Annotated in this window: 16 protein-coding genes; 4 read left to right on the top strand and 12 right to left on the bottom strand. The window is 59.9% G+C overall.

What is annotated here, in order from left to right; all coding sequences use genetic code 11:
- Positions 1 to 179 precede the first annotated feature (179 nt).
- Positions 180 to 1,310 (bottom strand): site-2 protease family protein, encoded by a 1,131-nt coding sequence (locus tag Mal15_RS04315; protein ID WP_167546628.1) that lies wholly within the window; start codon positions 1,308 to 1,310, stop codon positions 180 to 182.
- A gap of 149 nt (positions 1,311 to 1,459) precedes the next feature.
- Positions 1,460 to 2,050 carry a hypothetical protein gene (locus tag Mal15_RS04310; RefSeq protein ID WP_147866629.1) on the bottom strand — a complete coding sequence of 197 codons (591 nt, stop codon included), beginning with the start codon at positions 2,048 to 2,050 and terminating at the stop codon, positions 1,460 to 1,462.
- A 41-nt stretch (positions 2,051 to 2,091) separates the two neighbouring features.
- Here Mal15_RS04310 and Mal15_RS04305 point away from each other — a divergent pair, with 41 nt between their 5' ends.
- Positions 2,092 to 3,009, top strand: a complete 918-nt coding sequence (locus Mal15_RS04305) for a histone deacetylase family protein (RefSeq protein ID WP_147866628.1) — start codon at positions 2,092 to 2,094, stop codon at positions 3,007 to 3,009.
- Between the two features lie 2 nt (positions 3,010 to 3,011).
- On the opposite strand, the gene Mal15_RS04300 is transcribed toward Mal15_RS04305, so the two are convergent.
- From Mal15_RS04300 to Mal15_RS04270, 7 genes are all read right to left on the bottom strand, one after another.
- Complete coding sequence (locus Mal15_RS04300) at positions 3,012 to 3,965, bottom strand: hypothetical protein (protein ID WP_147866627.1); 954 nt, start codon at positions 3,963 to 3,965, stop codon at positions 3,012 to 3,014.
- 189 nt (positions 3,966 to 4,154) lie between these two features.
- Entirely contained in the window at positions 4,155 to 5,810 is a 1,656-nt protein-coding gene (locus Mal15_RS04295; protein WP_147866626.1) for a BBP7 family outer membrane beta-barrel protein, read from the bottom strand.
- A gap of 339 nt (positions 5,811 to 6,149) precedes the next feature.
- The gene (locus tag Mal15_RS04290; RefSeq protein ID WP_147866625.1) at positions 6,150 to 6,641 is read right to left on the bottom strand and encodes a low molecular weight protein-tyrosine-phosphatase; all 492 of its coding nucleotides are present in this window, start codon (positions 6,639 to 6,641) and stop codon (positions 6,150 to 6,152) included.
- Between the two features lie 98 nt (positions 6,642 to 6,739).
- Positions 6,740 to 7,591 (bottom strand): menaquinone biosynthesis family protein, encoded by an 852-nt coding sequence (locus Mal15_RS04285; RefSeq protein ID WP_147866624.1) that lies wholly within the window; start codon positions 7,589 to 7,591, stop codon positions 6,740 to 6,742.
- On the bottom strand, positions 7,588 to 8,244 hold the full coding sequence (mqnB, locus tag Mal15_RS04280; protein ID WP_167546627.1) for a futalosine hydrolase: 657 nt from the start codon (positions 8,242 to 8,244) through the stop codon (positions 7,588 to 7,590). Before mqnB ends, Mal15_RS04285 begins: the two co-directional genes overlap by 4 nt.
- Before the next feature lie 5 nt (positions 8,245 to 8,249).
- Positions 8,250 to 8,768: an NUDIX hydrolase gene (locus Mal15_RS04275; RefSeq protein WP_147866622.1), complete on the bottom strand. Its 519-nt coding sequence runs from the start codon at positions 8,766 to 8,768 to the stop codon at positions 8,250 to 8,252.
- 29 nt (positions 8,769 to 8,797) lie between these two features.
- Positions 8,798 to 10,090, bottom strand: coding sequence for a nickel-dependent lactate racemase family protein (locus tag Mal15_RS04270; RefSeq protein WP_147866621.1), 1,293 nt, complete (start codon positions 10,088 to 10,090; stop codon positions 8,798 to 8,800).
- A gap of 193 nt (positions 10,091 to 10,283) precedes the next feature.
- On the opposite strand from Mal15_RS04270, the gene Mal15_RS04265 reads away from it, so the two are divergent.
- The 3 genes from Mal15_RS04265 to cyaB all read left to right on the top strand — a co-directional run bounded on the left by Mal15_RS04265 (position 10,284) and on the right by cyaB (position 13,865).
- Positions 10,284 to 11,741 carry a hypothetical protein gene (locus Mal15_RS04265; protein ID WP_147866620.1) on the top strand — a complete coding sequence of 486 codons (1,458 nt, stop codon included), beginning with the start codon at positions 10,284 to 10,286 and terminating at the stop codon, positions 11,739 to 11,741.
- A 413-nt stretch (positions 11,742 to 12,154) separates the two neighbouring features.
- Positions 12,155 to 13,264: a HEAT repeat domain-containing protein gene (locus tag Mal15_RS04260; protein WP_147866619.1), complete on the top strand. Its 1,110-nt coding sequence runs from the start codon at positions 12,155 to 12,157 to the stop codon at positions 13,262 to 13,264.
- Between the two features lie 10 nt (positions 13,265 to 13,274).
- Positions 13,275 to 13,865 carry a class IV adenylate cyclase gene (cyaB, locus tag Mal15_RS04255; RefSeq protein ID WP_147866618.1) on the top strand — a complete coding sequence of 197 codons (591 nt, stop codon included), beginning with the start codon at positions 13,275 to 13,277 and terminating at the stop codon, positions 13,863 to 13,865.
- 231 nt (positions 13,866 to 14,096) lie between these two features.
- Here the strand turns inward: cyaB and Mal15_RS04250 are convergent, their stop codons facing one another.
- From Mal15_RS04250 to Mal15_RS04240, 3 genes are read right to left on the bottom strand one after another with little or no spacing between them, the layout of a single operon-like run.
- Positions 14,097 to 14,681, bottom strand: coding sequence for an RNA polymerase sigma factor (locus tag Mal15_RS04250; protein WP_233903275.1), 585 nt, complete (start codon positions 14,679 to 14,681; stop codon positions 14,097 to 14,099).
- Positions 14,682 to 14,690: 9 nt separating this feature from the next.
- Positions 14,691 to 17,060 carry a serine/threonine-protein kinase gene (locus tag Mal15_RS04245; RefSeq protein WP_147866617.1) on the bottom strand — a complete coding sequence of 790 codons (2,370 nt, stop codon included), beginning with the start codon at positions 17,058 to 17,060 and terminating at the stop codon, positions 14,691 to 14,693.
- Positions 17,061 to 17,086: 26 nt separating this feature from the next.
- Positions 17,087 to 18,004 carry a hypothetical protein gene (locus Mal15_RS04240; protein ID WP_147866616.1) on the bottom strand — a complete coding sequence of 306 codons (918 nt, stop codon included), beginning with the start codon at positions 18,002 to 18,004 and terminating at the stop codon, positions 17,087 to 17,089.
- Positions 18,005 to 18,298: the final 294 nt, after the last annotated feature.

Genomic DNA, 18,298 nt, shown 5'->3' with positions numbered 1-18,298 from the left:
TTCCTTCAGCAAGGCACGTTGGACGGTCAGCGCATCGCTTCGAAAGGGCGTATGACAGAAATGATAATGCCTGAGGTGGTGATGCCGAAATAAAGTTGCTACGCATCGACAACGGGCTTTCATGGCATGGGATGGCAGGTGTTCATCATCCAGGGCGAGAAATGGGGTGGGTGTAGCGATCAGGCGACAATCTCTGTTGACTGTCGGCCGGTGGGGGCATAGTCGGGGTCGCTCTCGCGGAACATCAACAACTCGGCGATGTTCTCCCGGGTCAGCAGCCCCACCAGCCGGTCGCCGTTTATGACTAGCAGCGCGGTCAGATCCGACGATTGCATTTGCTGCATCGCCTCGCGCAATCCGACCGTCGGCTCGGTCATTGCGGATTCCACCATCGTCATCTGTGTTTGCACCGCAGCGTCATCCAAACCTTCCTTCAAACCACGGATGATTTGGGACCGAAAGATGATCCCGACCGGCTTGCCGTCGTCGTCCACCACGGGGAAATCTTGCTGGGCACCATCCAACAGCATTTCACGCAGTCGGGCAACTTGGTCGCTGGCGTTGGCGGTGCGCATCTTCGTGATCATTGCCGACCGAACCGTTAGATCGCTCAGCAAGGCCGACGTCCTCACTTGCAACGCTTCTCCACGAGCGCCGAAATAGACGAACACCGCGATCAGAATCAGGAATGGGTTTCCATAAAGCCCGAGAAAGCCGATGCCGAAGGCCAAGAACTGCCCGACACTGGCCGCAATGTCGGTGGCCTTCACCCGATTCATCTTCAGCGCCAGCACGGCGCGAAGCATCCGCCCACCATCCATCGGAAACGCCGGGATCAAATTGAACACGACCAGCGCGACGTTGATGACGAGCAGGCTGCGGAGGAACGCTCCGATCCCACCGGCCGGATTAAAGAACTCTGCCGACAAAGCGTTGCCCGAGGAGAGCAGGAGCACAGCGGCGATCGCAACCGCGATCACGACGTTGACCAACGGACCGGCGATCGCCACCGCGAGTTCCTGGAGCGGTTTTTCGGGGATGCTCTGAAGCCGGGCGACACCCCCGATCGGCAACAACGTGATGTCTTCGGTGGCGATGCCATAGCGCCGCGCCGTCAGTGCATGTCCGTACTCGTGTGCCACGACACAGGCAAACACGCACAGCACGAGAGAGATATTTGCAATGGCGGCGGCAAGCGTGCCCGTCCCGACAAACGCGGAACCGCCTACCCAGGCGATCAGCAGCAAAAACGTCCAGTGCATTTTGACATCGATTCCGGCCAAACGACCTAGCCGTATTGATCCGTTCATTTCAATTCTTATCGCTTTTCGGAGTGGTCTCGCCGCAGCGAACTGATTCGTCATTGCGGCTTCGGTCTTGGGTTACCGTCAGGGCACTGTAGCTGCAGATCCAGTGCCAATTGCTCGGTCGGCGAAGTCGCCTGCCCGTGACAAGCCCCCTACCGCCGGGCTTCTTCCATCGCCGCGATCAGCTTGCCGGCGGTGGGGATCTGCAGCAGGATCCCGATCACCGCCAGCACGATCGGGACCAGATGGGCCAGGTTGTTGTCGATGAACAGGAACACCGCGTTGATGATCGCCGGCCCCTCCACCAACGCCTGACCGATCAGCGTGTACGTCGCCACCGCCCCGAGAAACGACTGCGCCTGTGGCGGCAGCGGCGAGTCGGCTTTCAGCGGTTGCGGCAGGTCGACGTCGGACGACTTGAGCTGCGCCGCGGCCTGAGCCTTCATGATCCCCCGCAACACGATCGCGGCACCGGACGATGCGACAAACACACCGTAGCCGATAATCAGAAACAACATCGCGTCGCCATCGAACCGCAGCAGCGACTGGTCCTCCGGCGGATTGGCGAACACCAGGTAGGCCAAAATCCCGCTGATCATCATCACGCCACTGATCAAAGCCAGCGAGATAATGGTCCCGGTTTTCGCGGCCGCGTCGATCGTCGTGGCTCTCTGGCCCTGGGGAAAGGTTCCCCCTGGCGTCGCCGAGCTTGCCACGTAAGGATTCTTTGCTGGATCATTCATTTCGTTCTCAATTTCCCCGTTTTGGGTGCGGATCGTCTCAAGTGCAACTGTACTATACGGACCACTTTGAATTGCCGTTGCCGCCGACACACCGGTTTCCGATGGACAAATACCGTCGTCTGCGGCGTCATGTTGCGACCAGCGACGCCCACCGGAGCGATGTGCTGTTGGTGCCCCCGGCAGCTACTGATGAACAACTGCTTCGCTGCCACCACGGCAACTACATCGACCGGGTGGCGACCGGCACGCTCTCGGCCCAGGAAATCCGTCGCATCGGTTTTCCATGGTCGCCCAAAATGGTCCAGCGATCGCGGCGCAGCACCGGAGCGACGATCGCGGCGTCGCGCAGCGCGCTGGTCGACGGCATCGCCGCCAACCTGGCCGGCGGCACACACCACGCATTCTCCGATGCCGGTGAAGGATACTGTGTGTTTAACGACGCAGCCGTCGCAATTCGCACGCTGCAAGCTGAATCTCGGATCGGCCGCGGCTGTGTGATCGACTTGGACGTGCATCAAGGCAACGGCACCGCGTCGATCCTTGCGGGTGATCCCTCGGCGGTCACGATGTCGATGCACGGGGCCAAGAACTTTCCGCTGCGCAAGGTCCCCAGCGATCTGGACGTCCCCCTGGACGACGGCACCGATGATGACACGTATTTGGAGAAACTGTCCCTGGCCCTGACCACACTGGATCGCTGGCGGACCGACGGCGAATTCGATCTGGTCGTCTACCTGGCCGGTGCGGATCCCTATGTCGGCGACCGCCTCGGACGCATGTGCCTTTCGAAATCCGGACTGATCGAGCGCGATCGAACCGTCATCCAGTGGTGCGTCGACCGATCGATCCCGGTCGCGATCGCGATGAGCGGCGGTTATGCGGCAGACATCGACGAGATCGTCGCCATCCACGCCGCGACGCTAAAGATCGCCGGCGAGATGTCGCGACAAATGGGATAGGCTCACGCCGCGGCGCGGCCGTTTTGACGCAACCGCAATTCCTCGTTCTGCAACAGGTTGCGGTGCGACTCGCCACCGAGCGCCGCTTCGACGCGTTGGTTGACGCTGCGTCGCATCGCCCTGTGGTAGCCGACCGATGCGGCAAACAAAGTGATCAGATTGACGAACGAGGACTGGCCGGTCAGGGGATGTGGGTCCAGGACCAAATGGCTGTCGCTGCCGAAGGAAAACAGTTTGCCGTCGATCTCGCCGATCCCCTGACCGTCGGCTTCGATTTCAAAATCCGCGCCGATCGAAAACCAATGTCGACGCAACAGCAGGTTCCACATTTGCTGGCCGTCGTGATAACAGAAACTGAACAGCGATGGGATACGAAATGTTCGGTGGTTCTGTTGAACGTACGTGACCAAGTCGCTGCGTGAGAGCATCGCGGCCATCGTCAGCAGTGTCTTGCCGGTGCCGATGCTGTTGTGGACTTCCGTCGCGGTCACCTCTTCGATCGTCCCGACCCAGCGGACGCGATCTCCGGTCGTGCGAAACAGTTTTAAAACCAGCCGTCGGGTTTGGATGTCGCCGGACTGCATCTGCATGATGTCGTCCTCGGCGAGTTCCTGTTCGAGTTTTTGTTGCTGCTTGGCACTCAGCCGGCCGGATCGTTTGATGGAACGCTTCAGTTCGTTGCGGCGTTTGTCTTGCATCGCCTGCAGACAACTGTGCATCTCTTCTTCGTCGGGTTTCCAGACGTCGGTCCGCACGCCGATCAGGTGCGTTTTTTCCCAATCGCCGGTTTCTTGGTCCAAGGTGTTGACGGTCCCGACACAATCCATGTGCGTGGTGAAGTGATTGGTGTCGGCCGTCTTCAGCTTTTGAAGAAATTCGACGTTGCTGGGATGCACTCCCGGTAACGCCCACATGTCGACGAATCGCTGACACCCGGTGGGTTGCTTGGCCGCCATCTCACGTTCCCTCTTTTATCGTTGGCTCGGCAACGCCGCGAAAAACATGCGGTCCCAATGGTTTCGCTTGATGATCCATGCACGTTGGTGTCTAGGCTTTAGCCGATCTTCGCATTGCCAACGACGCTCCGAGATCGCCTAAAGGCTAGACACCAGCAGTTTGAATCCGCGTGTTCTGCCCGCGACGCGTCAATAGATGTACGAAAGACCGAAGTGGATGCCTTGGACATAGAACGTCCCGTGCCGAAAATTGGTACTGGGGCGTTGTGCACCGACGGCCGGGTCGGCCAGGTTGCTCGCCAGATTCGGATCGACCACGCCACTGAGTTCCAATGCGTCGGTCATCGCGATGATGTGGTAGCCGAAGGTGACGTCAAAGCACGGGTACTTTTGCCAGCCGAGTGTGAAGTCCAACTCCGGCACCCAGCCGAAGGTGTTGTCGTTGTGAGTGCCGGCATTGGTCGAGCGGACCAAGATCCCGTTCGGGACGGTCGCGTTGTTGCCGTCGATGCTGGTGAAGGTGCTGCCGGAGAGAACGGCCCGGCGACGAAGCGATCCGAATCCGATCTTTGCCAGCGAACTGAACGACCAACAACCCTCGCGGTAGTGCGTCGCGATCCCGAGTTGACCGCCGTGGAAATCGTTTTCGATGTCAAAGTCATCGGTGGTCGCCAAGACCGATCCGATCGGGCGAACCCCATCGGACAAGGCCGTCGCACGATCCACGATCGTCAGCGATTGGTCCATCCCCATGTATTGATAGCCGTACAACAGATCCACGGTGGCGCCTTGGCGTTTGTACCACAACTGTCGAATCGAGACGTCAGCCCCGAACGTGTTGCTGTCCGCGCGAATCGCCAATTCGCCGCTCGCTTCACCGGGCGTGGCGATGATTCGCGTGTCGTCGATCGGCGGAACCACACCATCGGTGACGTTGAAGAACGGACGCACCAGCGTCGCGTGCGTGTTCTGGTTGGCGTTGAATCCAAAGGTCTGCTCACCGGCGAACCAGCCTCGGGCGACGATGTTGCGATCCATGTATTTGTCCAACCATGCGCCGACGGTCAAACGTCCGCCCGCGGTCATGTCTTTGAAGACGGTTTCACGTCCGGCAAAAATCTGGGTGGTGTTATCGTCCAACGCTCCGTCGGACGCCAACGCGGGTAATCGATCACCCGATCGGAACATCAACAGCAATTCGATCGACCCGAACCAATCGTCCGACGTCAGACCGAAACGTCCCAAAGGACCACATCCGATCGAGTCACACCCCCCGCCGTCGCAGTACTGCGAATCACAACCGGGCGCCGCATCACATCCACCGTCAAATACCTGTCCGGAATAGTGGTACGACGACGAATCGACGACCGGTGGCATCACCGGAGGCATCGGAACGTGGCCGCCACCGCTGCGACAGGATTCGCACGAGCAGGTTTGAACCGTGTGCTGCGTCGGGGCGACGGGTGAATGGGCGTTGTGGATCGCCTCGTAGCTGACGGTTTGCACCGGCGCCTCGGCGGGTCCATCTTCTGACAGCACCACGGGCGCGGGCAACGATGCGGCCCGATCCTCCGGCTCTGCCCCCTGCCGCGGTGCATGAACCGGATCAAGCGGCGCGTCGACCAACTCGCTCGAACCCTCACGCCGGCCAAGACCAGGCGCCTCGGTGACCGCCACCGGCTCCAACTCGCTCGTCTTAAGCAACGGCGGCTGATAGGTGCCTCGATCGGGTTGTTTGCGGCGGATCGTGTGGTCGCCACCTAAAGCGCTGGCGCCGCATGCGAACACGCCACCGGATACGAAGCAGGTCACGAATGCGAATCGTCGAAGTCCGTCTTGAATCATGAGGATTCCAGATGTTGCATCAGGTCAAAGGAAAGTCGCCGAGCACGCGCGGTCCTGCCGACGCAGCGCCCGGTACCCCTTTCTTCGACATTGACGGATCGGCCGATTAAACAAACCTGGCAAACTTTGACGATTAATGGACAGCCCTCCGCTTGGGGGGGCAATATCCGGTGGAACTGACGTCAACCGGTTCGCGCAACTGGCCCCGCTTCTTAGCCGCCTGCAGAAATCAAGTAGGAAGATTTCGGGGGTAAGAAAATGATGAAACGCGTCATCCATCTGTACCCGGAAGGGTTTTTGCGTTCGCTTGATGCGAGTGCAGAAGCATCGCGAGACCGATCAGGCCTCGAAGCCGTCGTTAAAGATTTCTTCTCCGGCGAGCGTTTCCAAGATGATCGGGCAGCCCTCTTCGAGCATGTCCAACACCTCATCAAACCCTTCGTCGCCGCCGTAATACGGATCCGGCACGTCGTTGGGCCAGTTGTCATCCAGATAATCGCTGAAGACTCGGATATGCGAGGTCGGCCGGTCGGCCAGCGCCGTCAAATCCTGGTAGTTGGCGTTGTCCATCGCCAGGACCAAATCAAACTTGCCGTCGTCTAAATCTTCTTTGGTCACCTGTCGGCCCCGGCTGGTCAATTCGTACCCGCGTGCCTCGGCCGCCTTCAACATCCGGGGGTCGGCTCGTTTGCCGATGTGATAATCGTGCGTACCGGCCGAATCGACTTCGACGTCCAGACCGAACTCCTCGGCGAAACGCTTCATCACCGCTTCGGCAGCGGGAGAGCGACAGATATTGCCCATGCAAACAAAGAGGACTCGTTTTGACATTGGCTTGATTGGTGGCTTGAAGGCTGAAGATAAAACGGATGTGGCACGGGCACCTATAGACTATTCGATGGAGGCCCGTCTGTTCAATGCATCTGCCGTCAGCTCAGGATCTTCAACCCCGCCGTTTGCCGGGGAATGATCCCGGCATCCCTCGCTTTTTGATTCAAACGGTCCAGTGCAGTCGCACCGATCGCTCCCAAGTCGACCGTCCAATCGTTCACGTACAACCGGACATGCTGCATCAGCACCTCGTCGTCAAACTCTTGAGCGTACTTACGCATCGTTTCGAGAGCCCCGGCGGGATCGGCCAGCGAAAACTCCAGCGAGTCGCGCACGACCGCTTGGACTTTCTGCAAGACATCACGGCGCAAGTGGGTGTCACCGACCAGGCCGCCCAGCGGAAGCGGGCATCGCGTTTCGTTCTCCCAACGTGTCCCCAAATCCTCCACCAATCCCAATCCTTGATCTTGCCAGGTGAATCGCCCCTCGTGAATGCACACGCCGAAATTGGCCGTGTTTTGAACCAGCCGTGGCATGATTTCCGAGAACACGACTTGCTCGATCCGAGTGGAGTCGGGATAGAACAGTCGAAACAATAACGTTGCGGTTGTGTGCTGTCCCGGGCACAACGTGACCTGCTCGGTCGACACCGGCGCTGCAGCTGATTCGGCGTCGGCGGCGGAAGACAAAAGCAGCGGGCCGACACCGAATCCGAGCGCCGAACCGCTCGGCAAAACCACCATCGAATCGGACAGCAACAGCGCCGCGTGAAAGCTGCATTTCGCCACGTCGAAGCGGCCCGCAAACAGTTGATCGTTCAGCTGTTGGATGTCCAGCAAGCGGATGTCAAATTCCAAACCGCGCCAATCGACCAAGCGGTTCATCAACGCGTGAAAGGCAAACGTGTCGTTGGGGCAGGTCGAGATTCCCAGTCGAATTCTTTCGCTCATGCGTTCGGCCTGTCAATGAAGTGCTGTAACTGCGTTGCGACACTGGCAAGTGCCGCAGCGATCTTCCATTGCGATTTATCTCGCACGCCGACGTGGTTGGAAAACCCGCGCACCACACGCAGCGGCACGCCCGCCCGCTGGCAGGCGTAGGCGACCGCGAACGCCTCCATGTCTTCCCCGACCGCATCGGGAAAGCGGTGGCGGCGAAGCTTCGCGTCATCTTCGTTTGCCGATCCCGCGCAAACGGTCAACAACCGCGCCGACCGGTGATCACCCCGCTGATCTTCGGGAAACCTCGCAAAATCGATCACCCCCGTCGGCGCGAGCTCGGCCGACCAATCCCACCCCAGATCGTGCGCGTCGACAAACCGTTCCCCCTGGCCGACACCGATTCCATCGATCGCGACCGAGTCGAACCAGATCGCGTCACCGACTTGAATCGCCCCACGGTCCGGTGCGGCAAACAATCCGGCGATCCCCGCCAAAATGATTTCGCTGGGCCGTTCACTGAGCAGCAGCCGAGTCGTTTCGATCCCCGCCGCGATGACCCCAAATCCGATCGTCTGGATCGACCAACGATCGGCGTCGAATTGAAGCGACGGTTCGATCAAACGTCGTTCGGCGTCGGTGGGAACCAGGATCAGACCGTTCAATGGATTCAGCCCATCCAATGTTCGATGGCAATGCGATTGGACTCAAACGCCATGTTGTCCAGGTGGTCGGCGGTCGGGTTGACCCAGGCATAATCGTCCAGCTCGGCCGGTTCCAGTATCACGGTGGTCGGATCGACGGCCCGGCAGACGTAGAACAGATCGATGACCTGGGTCACGATCCCCTGGTAATCGTATTGGTTGGGGGATGTGATCAACAACTCGGTCCGTTTTAACCGCAGTCGCGTTTCCTCGTAAACTTCTCGCGCGAGTGCGTCTTCGACGGATTCCCCGGAATCGACGAAACCACCCGGCAAACCCCATTGCCCCTTTCCCGGATTGCGTGCCCGCCGCACCAGCAGCAACTTGTTTTCCGAATCCACGATCAATCCGCCGACGGCAGCAACGGGTCCGAAGAAGACCGCAAACTGGCAGCGGTCACAACGAAACGGCACCCGACCGGGGTCGTCGTGCTTGCCGCCACATCGCGGACAATGCAAGTAAGCCTGCTGGATCGGAATCGACATCAAAAAAACCTGTCGCTGGATTCGGATGTTTAATTTCCGCCGGCATAGCTGGCCGCACGCAGCACGCCACAGCTTTGAAAATGCCGGCTCAGATTGGCCAGTTCGTGTGGCGATTCGATCACGCCGATCCCCAGCGGTTCGATGACTTCGCGAGGCAGATTGCTGTGCAGCATCAATCGGTGTTTTTCGCTCACCCGTTTCAGCGTGCGAGCGAGATCGGAAAAGCGATCCCGCGGTGGCAACGTCTCCGACGCGTCGCCGAATTCCGCCGATGCCTCGTGCCCTTCATCGTCCGAGTCACTATCGATCGACAACAATGCTCCCTCGGGCGGCTGATCCAATGATGACCAGATCACGATCGTCGCGTCGGGCAAGGCGTAGGCCAAGGCGGCGTCCGCGGCCCGGGCGACGTTTTCCCACGTCTGCTGCTGGGCATCACCGTCCAGCGCCGCCACGACCAACTCAGCCGGCGGCGGGACCGGGTCGGGACGACGCAGCGTCGGCGTGATTCGCTTGGCGATCGCATCGATCGTGCCGGCATGGATCTCTCCGGCGGCGCCGTCCGAGTTGGCCGTGACGCTTAGGATCAACTGCACGCCCAACAACCAAGGCACCTCTTCGGCGATCGTGTTTCCCGACTTCATCGCCGGTGAGGAAGCGACCCCGGAAGAAACCTTGTCGGCAAAACGCGTCCGCGTGGCCGAATCGCTGAGTGCCGGGAACACCCCGGTCAAATCGCGCCGCTGACTGACGTTGTTGGGCCGGACCGCGACGATCGGCAAGACGAAATCGGCATCGACCAGGGCCCGGTTCAAATAAATCGGTTCGGCATCGACATCGGCCGCCAAATAGCACAACGATTCACGGACGTCGCATTGATGCGAGACCACCGTGTGCTCGCCCGCGGCCGCCCGAATGCGCTGGAGGGTCTGTTCGGTCGCTTCGTCCCAAACCACAACTTCGATTCTTTCGGCCGGTGTGCTGCGAAGCATTCGAAGCGCCCCTTCAATCACTGCGTCGACGTCGGGCACGTTGGGATCGACGGCCAACGCGACATGGTCTCCGGCCACGATGGCGGCTTCGATCGGCGGGAAATCATCCGGCGCCGAGAGGGCACGCAGCGTGTCGGCGACGACGTCTCGGCTGGACCGGTTGGTCGCCGCGTCATATTCCCAGATCTGAACAGATGTCAGGCCGGTGTTCTTGATCGAGAAGCGGACACCGCTTTGTTGCCGACCGGACGCCGAATCGCTCGGGCTAATCTTGCTGCCGGTCGACTTGGCGGTGGAATGATCCGAGGGGCTGGGGTGGTCGTCGGGCATGCGACGGTTCGCTCGTTCCGGGGAATGGACCAGTGAGTAACGAAACAATAGCGCGGTTATCACGCTTTCGGGCAAATCACGCAACCGCCTCGCATTTCGCCGCACAATCCTGTATGGGATGTCCCTCGCGGGTGATCGGCGAACGTCGCCGAGCACCACTGTCGCCGATCTCCAACTGGCATCCCATCCGCCCATGAACCACCCCGAGCGATCACTGCCCCGGCTGCTCGCGATTGCGGCTTTGATAGCCTTTCCGGGCTGCGGCGGCACCGATTCCGCCGACCGCCCCGCCGCAGCGTCATCTCAAGACACCTACACCATTTCGCTTCCCGAAACTCCAGCCGCGGAGTACCTCCGGCAAGTCCTGACACGATACCAGAACACTCGGGCCTATCGCGATCGCGGCCAGGTGAGACTTGACATCGAAAAAAACGGCAAACGGGTCCGCCGCACCGCTCCCATGCACGTCGTGATGGACGGGCCGACGATCTGGATCGCCGCCTACGACGCCCGGATCTGGTCTGACTCGGACCGCATGATCGGCTGGATCGCCGACCCGCAGACCGATTTTCACGACTCGCAAGTCGTCCTCGGACCACCGGCCGCCGGCGGGCGGTCGGCGTCCCGCCCCGGGCTGGAAACCCTGCTCCGCGACCCGATTTTGACCTCCAGGATGGTCTCCGGACTCGGCGGTCCACCGCCCCAGTTGGAATGGTTGCTCGACCCGAACCCGATGGGCAAACTGTTCGGCACCGAGTCCGACGCGCCACCATCGTCCGATACGCCTGAAGAGCGATCGATTCGCTACGACGGGCTGGCGAGACGCGAAAACGTCCAGTGCGTGATCGTCCAAGCGACTGCCGGCGAGGATGTCTATCGATTTTGGATCGACCCGACGCGGTCGCTGATCCACGGCGTCGAACTGCCGGTGTCGATGGCGGGCAAACAAATCGAACTCGAAGGCTGGAAGGTCCATGCCCTGGAACTCGTTTTGGCCGACGCCACGTTCCAGTCCCCGGCCTCCCCCTACCAGATCACCGATATGCCTGACGCGGAACTGCCGCCGCAGCCAAAATACCTGCGGGCGATGGTGCCGCTGCCGCCCCCGCCTCCGGACCGCCGATTGGGCCGTACACTCCCAACGCTCCAGGCCACCGACCGGACCGGACGGATCACGGTTAACCAGCGAGGCATCGATCGACCGCTGACACTGTGGTACGCCGGCGTGGATCCCTCGGTCGGCGATGCTCAGGTCAGGAACGTTCACGCCGCAGAAATCCTGTCGGCCTGGATACGTCAATCGCCCGAGTCGATTCGCGAGAGCGTCCGACCGGTGGCTTTGGTCGACGATTCGACGGCCAGGTTGTTCACCGACGCGGGGCTGGCCAATGGGTTTTGGGTCCTGCTGGACCAGCGGGGGAATCGCGACACTCGGGGCTTGGAGCTGGAGGCCGGGCGCGCGATGTTGGTCGATTCGAGCGGCAAAGTGGTTTGGATCGGTGATCCGTTCTCCGCAGCCGACATCATCTCACTCGCTGCAATCGCCGGCGACGTGATCGCCGGTGTCGACGTCAGCGACCAAATCCACCGCCAGTGGAAAGCCGACCACGACGCCTACCGCCAACGTGTCGCCGAACTCCAAACGCCCTAACAGCCCCGTTTTCACTGTTTCAGCGATACACCGGGCCAAGCACAACCTCCCGTGGAAGAGGGCGCGGCTAGGAGGAGAGGTAGGAAGATTTGGAGGTAAGAAAACAGACTCCATCAAATGCCTGATGCAGTTCATCATCTTCTTACCCCCAAAATCTTCTTACCAGTTTTCCACCGCCGTATCCGACAACGCCGCCGATACCGCCCCCCATCGTTTGCCCCCATCTTTTGACCACCCCATCTTTTGACCAACCCATTTTTTGACCAACAAATTTTTTGACCACCCACCCCCGCCTTTCCAGCCGGCCCTACGCTTTGCCCTCTGACCAGACTCCGAGCTGATCTTGCGGCCAAAGGAGCTTGTCGGGGATGATCGCCGCCTCCCGATCCATCCCCTTTTTCAGGCGCACGATCATGGATGACGATGAACTGGAACGGACCCCCAATCCATTTTCGGCGTTCGCGGAATCTCGCAACCAAACCCGACGACACTTCGCATCGACGGCCAAGTACCTGATCGGGGCGTTCGTATTGTTCGGCATTGTGACGGCCGGCCAGGTTTATCTGCAGCGCGCCCGCTTGGCCGAAATCATCAGCGGGTTTTCGCAGCTTTCGACGGCCGAAAAACTGGACCAATTGCAGCGGTTGCAAGCCTCCGGTGTCGACGGCATTCCCGGGATCGTGGCGGCCGTGGTCGATGAAAAGCCCGAGGTGTCGGCGCGGTCGGCCGAACTGTTGCAGGACTTGAGTCGGCAATGGGTGACGCTGCCCGCCGACCAACTCGCCCAGCGGCGATTCATCTTTGCCGACCAACTGGCAGCGGTCTCCGGCAAGCTCACCGACTTTCGCGATCCCCGCTGGATCCACGTGCAAGATCTGGCGCGTCTTGCGGCCCGCGACCTGATCGATTCGGGGTGTGCGGAAAACGATGCCACGTATCGCCGGTTGATGCAGGTGATCGCCATCGAAATTGCCCCGCCATTAAATCCTTCGGCCCAAGACGCGTTGGCGCAGGAAAAATCGGCAACCGACATGTCGGCCGGGGAGACAACCGCTGCGGGATCATCGCGGGATTCAATCGCCGCTGCCGACCAGCCGCTGCCGATCGATCTGGCGGACAATGCGGCGGCGGGCTGGACCGACTGGCCGCCGACCTCGACAACACCGACGCTGTATCGACGCACGGTCGCGACGCTCGATCCGATGGATCGCTCGGAAGTGATGTTGCAACAAGCCGCCGAAAGCAATGCAACCGCGATTCCCGAGGCGAGGTTGTTGAAACCGCGATTCAAACCGGCCGCCACCTTGGTCGACCAATCGAAGCAACGCTTGACCAACGACACCGAATCGACATCCTATTGGATCACACAGCTCGGCAGCCCCAGTCCGTTCGTCCGCAAAGGCGCCGTCACCGAGCTCGGCAAGCGTGGCGACGCGGCGTCTCTCGCAGCGCTCCGTGGACATTTTCAGCGTGAAACCGACCCGAAGATCCGCCAATTGATCAACAGTCACCTGGAACGGTAACCAGACCATCATGCTTGAAGTCGAAACGAAGTACCAACTCCAGGACAAAGCAGCGCTCGTCAAATGTCTCCATGACCTGGCGGCGGTCGGCGGCAAACCGGAGCGACATGCCGACACCTATTATCGCCACCCCTCGCGAGACTTCGTTGCGACGAAGGAGGCGTTTCGAATTCGGTTGATCGATTCGGTGGCCTCGGTGACTTACAAAGGCCCCAAGATGGACGTCGGTGATTCGGCGCTCAAGGCGCGCGAAGAGATCGAGTGGTGCTTGGCGCCCGGCGACACCGACGGCAGCCAGATGACGCGGTTGCTTTCGGCGCTCGGGTTCGATCCCGTCGCCACGGTGCGCAAAGAACGCCAGTCGTACACGTGGCCAAAGGCGGATTCACCGTACGCCGATTTCACACTGACGATCGACCAGGTGGACCAAGTCGGGTTGTTCGCGGAGCTCGAATTGATCCTCCACGACGATTCCCCCGAAGCGGTCCGATCCGCCGGCGCGCGGATCGATGCGTTGGCCGGCCGACTGGGTTTGGAGAATACGGTTCGCTCCAGTTATCTGAATCTGTTGCTCGAAAAGCTGGGATTGGACCGCTGCTAGGTCGGATGGGTCCGCGATCGAGAGGGCCATTCGGACGTATGGGACCGATAAGTCCTAGTTGCCCTTAGGGGGCCGGTTGGGTAAGAGGTGGCCGGTGGATGGGTGTACGACGTCCTTTCTAGGTCGTCGCGCTAAAGCCCCACGGGCGACGGCCCGGAAGGACCATCGTACGTGCGAAAAAAGCGTCGCCCTAAGCTGGACAGTCGCCTAACGGCCAAACACCAACGGTTGCTAATCGACCAGCCCGCTGATCTCTTCGCGAATCCGCCGGGTCAAGCGGCTTTTGGCCAGCAGGACGACGTTGACCGAGACGTCCAGCTGCCGCGCCACCTCCTCGGCGTCTTGGCCCTCGATCGCGTGTTTTTGAAACGCTTGCCAGGTCCCCGGCTGGACGTCGCGTTTGACGATGTTCGCCGCGTGCCGAAAGACGGAACGGTCATGCTGCCGGTCGAACTCGGCCGTCATCTGACTGTTCGGATCGGAAAGCTGCTCGATCTGTTCGCTCAATTTGTCGAATTGCCCGGCGACCAGCGGTGTCTTCTTCAGTCGCCGCATCGCATAACGCAATTGATTGAGAACAATATTGCGTAAAAAGTTTCGGAAGGAACCGATTCGCTGTCGCTGAAACCCCGGCAGTTCACGAACCAGCACCACCAGGATCTCTTGCACGATGTCTTCGGCTTGGTGGACGAGCAACGGATAGGTCGAGATTCGTTGGAACATGAACGGACGATAGATCTCGATCAGCCGCTGCCAATCCTCGTCACGTCCGTCATCGGCGATTCGTTTCAGCAGGCTGAGAGAGGTTTCTTGCATCGTTTCGCTTCAGTGCTCCGCTAACGCCAACGCCATGGCTTTGGCATATTCCTCGGCGATTGTGTCGTCGCCCAATTCCAGAATCGAGAATTCGCGAAATGAATCAGCTGCCTCCGGCGGCTTGGCCAACACGATCGCCCCGCGGTTGGCCCGATCCAATTTGTCGATCGCGGAAAACACGAACCGACCGTCAAGAAAGCCTTCGATCGTTTTCCCATAGACGATGTATTCCAGCGTATGAAACTCGTCCCGCGACAGGCTCGACTGGGGAGCGGATTGATAGAATGAAAGCCGATTGTCCTCGAACTGCGGCACGCCGATGTTTCCGTCGGGATACCCCGGAAACGGTCGCACTTTGATGCCCATCAGCCCGAAGGGAGCGACCTGGTGCAAGACGCCCGCGTGGGGCCGGTTTCCTCCCATCATCACCCGCCAGCCGGTTTTGTCGCTGCCCCATTTCATCGCCCGCAGCACGAAGTGCTGGTTCCAACGTGAGGAATCGTGCGACGATTCGATCATCATTTCGATGCGAAGGTGAAAGTTTCGGTAATCGTGTCGCCGGGTGGTCAGCATCGCCGATGCCGAGGCATCATCAACGATTCGGATCGTGCCGGTTTGCCGGTCCGTCTGATAGCCGACACCTTCGGTATCGAAATTCGCCAACAGAGCGTCTTCGCCAGAGAGCAAATTGGTAAAAGACGGCGAATGCGGAAGCGTATGACGAAGATCGGGTAGTCGAGTTGCGACGAGTTCTCCCGAGGGGCTTGAATTTGGCTGGGGCCGCTGGGCATGCTGTTTTTCGACACGCAACGACGTTTCGCCACCGGGCCGAAGGTGCACTCGGGCTTGAAGCAGCGTTTTCCCGGTGACAAGGATCTTAAGCTCGTGGTCACCTTGTTCGACGGTGACTCGACCACGCATCCCGTCGCGAGACACCGTCACACGGTCTCCGTCGACCAGAACGCGGGCGTCCGATGGCAAGTCATCGATCACGATCGTCCCATGCCGACCCTTGATGACCAGTTGCATCAATAGGATTGCGAGCCCAACGATGACGACGCCCGAGGCCACGAGCAGCATCCGGCGAGGCGATCGTGGTTGTGGTTTTGGTTGCACCCGTTCCGCAGGTTTACACGCGACCGACGTGTCGGATCGGTCGTGATGATCAACCGCCGTGCCGATCGATTCTTGACGGTTCGGGTTCGAATCATGAGCTCGATCCGTCGAATCGCCTTTTAATGCGAAGGGCCGAAGCGCGTCAGCGGCTTGGGCCGGGGTTTGGTAACGCTGGTCGGGGTCCTTGGCGAGCATCCGCGTGACCACACCGGCAAGCTGGCCGGGGACTTCCGGTCGCACATGGTCGATGGCCGGAGGAGCGGTGTGAGTGTGAGCGAGCACCAATTCACCGATCGAACCGGAGAACGGCGGATGCCCGGCAAGCATGTGATAGAGCGTGCAACCGAGAGAATAGATATCGCTGCGGATGTCCGCCGACGCCGCATCGCGACACTGCTCCGGGGCGATGTATTCCAGCGTGCCCAGCAGAGTCCCGTTATCGGTCAATCCGCTGTCAGAGTTGCCGATGCTGTCGCGCTGGCCGACCGTCAAGCGCGCCAAGCCAAAGTCCAGGATCTTGGCTTTGATCCTTCCGTCGGCTTTGTAAATCATCAGATTCGACGGTTTGATGTCTCGGTGGACCAAACCGTTGTTCATCGCATGTTGCAGCCCCAGACAGACCTTCACGGCAACGCCACACGCGAACTGAATCGGCAACGGCCCATTGGTGGCGATCAATTCATAAAGATTCTTTCCGGGGACGTATTCCATGCACAGCACCAGGGCGTCGCGCATCTGTTTGACGGTGTGACAGCGGACGATCGATTCGTGGTTCATCGACGCGATGCATTTGATTTCCTGATCGAAACGCTTGCGTGCCTCTCGATTGGCGATCAACCGCTCGTTAAGCACCTTCAGCACCTCTTTGCGGCCGGTCAGTTCGTGTTTGGCCAGATAGACGACCCCCATCCCGCCTCGACCGATCTCTTTCAAGACTTTGAATTCCGTCAGTGCAGCCAATTCGTTCGGAAGCTCGGCGGAGTCGCTCGGTTCCTCGGCCGACAATTCGGTTTCCCCGGGCGATCCCCCCCTCAACTGGCTCGACAGCGAGGCGTTGGTCACCACCTCGCTGTGACGACGCAACTTTTCGATCACCGAGTCGACGGAGATCGCGGCCACCTCCGCGGCGAGTTCCGGACGTGTCTCCAGCACCGCCATGACTTGTCGTTCGGTTTCTTCGTCTAACTTTCCCTTTGCAAACGCGCGCAAAGTTTCATGCGTGACCTCAAGGTCATCATGGACGACAGGGACATCGTGATTCATCGAACTTTTTCCGGGGTCGTTCACTGTCACTCGGCCTGTCGTACGCCGCGGAACGGCGTTCCATTGGTGAATCGGCCAAAGATGCGATCTCCGGCCACATGGACCACCGCGGTAATCCCGTGGGCATTGGAGAAGCGAAACACGCCACTGGACTCCCGTTCCCACGTCGCCCGCCCGCGACGTCCCTTGAACATCACGATTCCATCACCGCCGCGTCGGAACTCCCAAACGAGACGCGGGCCGTCCTTCACAACCACCGACCATTTCCCAAGCAGCAACTCCTCGGCGGACGGCTCGGTGCCTCCGGGACGCCCTTTCTGCTTGCGCTCCCGCTCGGCATCTTCCAATCGCTGGATCCACACCGCCACGTCTTTTCCAGCCTCGGCCGCGGCATTCAATTGAGCACGTGCGAGCCGTGAATCCGGATAGCGGTCAAAGGCCAAGAAGACTCCGGTGACGAACTCTTTGTCCGGCCAGGTGCCCAATTCCGGCTCGGCAAGCTGAAGCCAAGTCGCCGAATCGAGTCGACGAAGTGGGTACGTGACCTCGCCACCGCTTGCATTGGTGAAGATCAACGATGTCCCCGATGCCTCGGTCGTACGCCGATCGAATCGGAGTTCCTTGGACAACACCTTCAGTGGCGTCGACCGCGGCAACTTGCCGGCAGCATACTCGACGGTCTCGAACAGCATTTGAAGTCGCTTGACGGCGTCAAGGTCTTGCTGCAATCGACTTGTGAACCGGAAAAAATCCGAATCCTCCAGTCCGTTCTCGAGCAGATTGATTGCCAACGAATACTCGCGTCGCTGCAACAGCGATCGCGTTTCGTCCCAGATCTGCTGTTCAGGATCGACCTCTTCGGTAAAACCGCGTGGAGTGGCGCAATCGATGAGTCCGACGACAAATGAAACGCAGAGAATCACTCTGAGCAAGGTTTTTTCCATGGAGTCTACCGTTTGCTGGAACGTGGCCGGATTCTTCGAGGACTCGTCTAAAGGCGCGGCACCTCGGGATGCTGTCACGAGTACAGAGAATAATCTGTAAAAAATCCCAACACGAGAAATCCGCACCTCAAACGGCACAGGCAGAAACGCTGGTGTCTAGCCTTTAGGAGCCGTCCAGCTCAGGGCAGTGGCTTTTCTCAACGTACGATGGCCCTTCCGGGCCGTCGCCCGTGGGGCTTTGCGCGACGACCTAGAAAGGACGTCGTACACCCATCCACCGTCCACCACTTACCC

Source organism: Stieleria maiorica (genome assembly GCF_008035925.1).
Taxonomy (GTDB): Bacteria; Planctomycetota; Planctomycetia; order Pirellulales; family Pirellulaceae; genus Stieleria; species Stieleria maiorica.
Note: the sequence above shows the minus strand (reverse complement) of the source record. Positions and strands in the feature narration are given on the sequence as shown.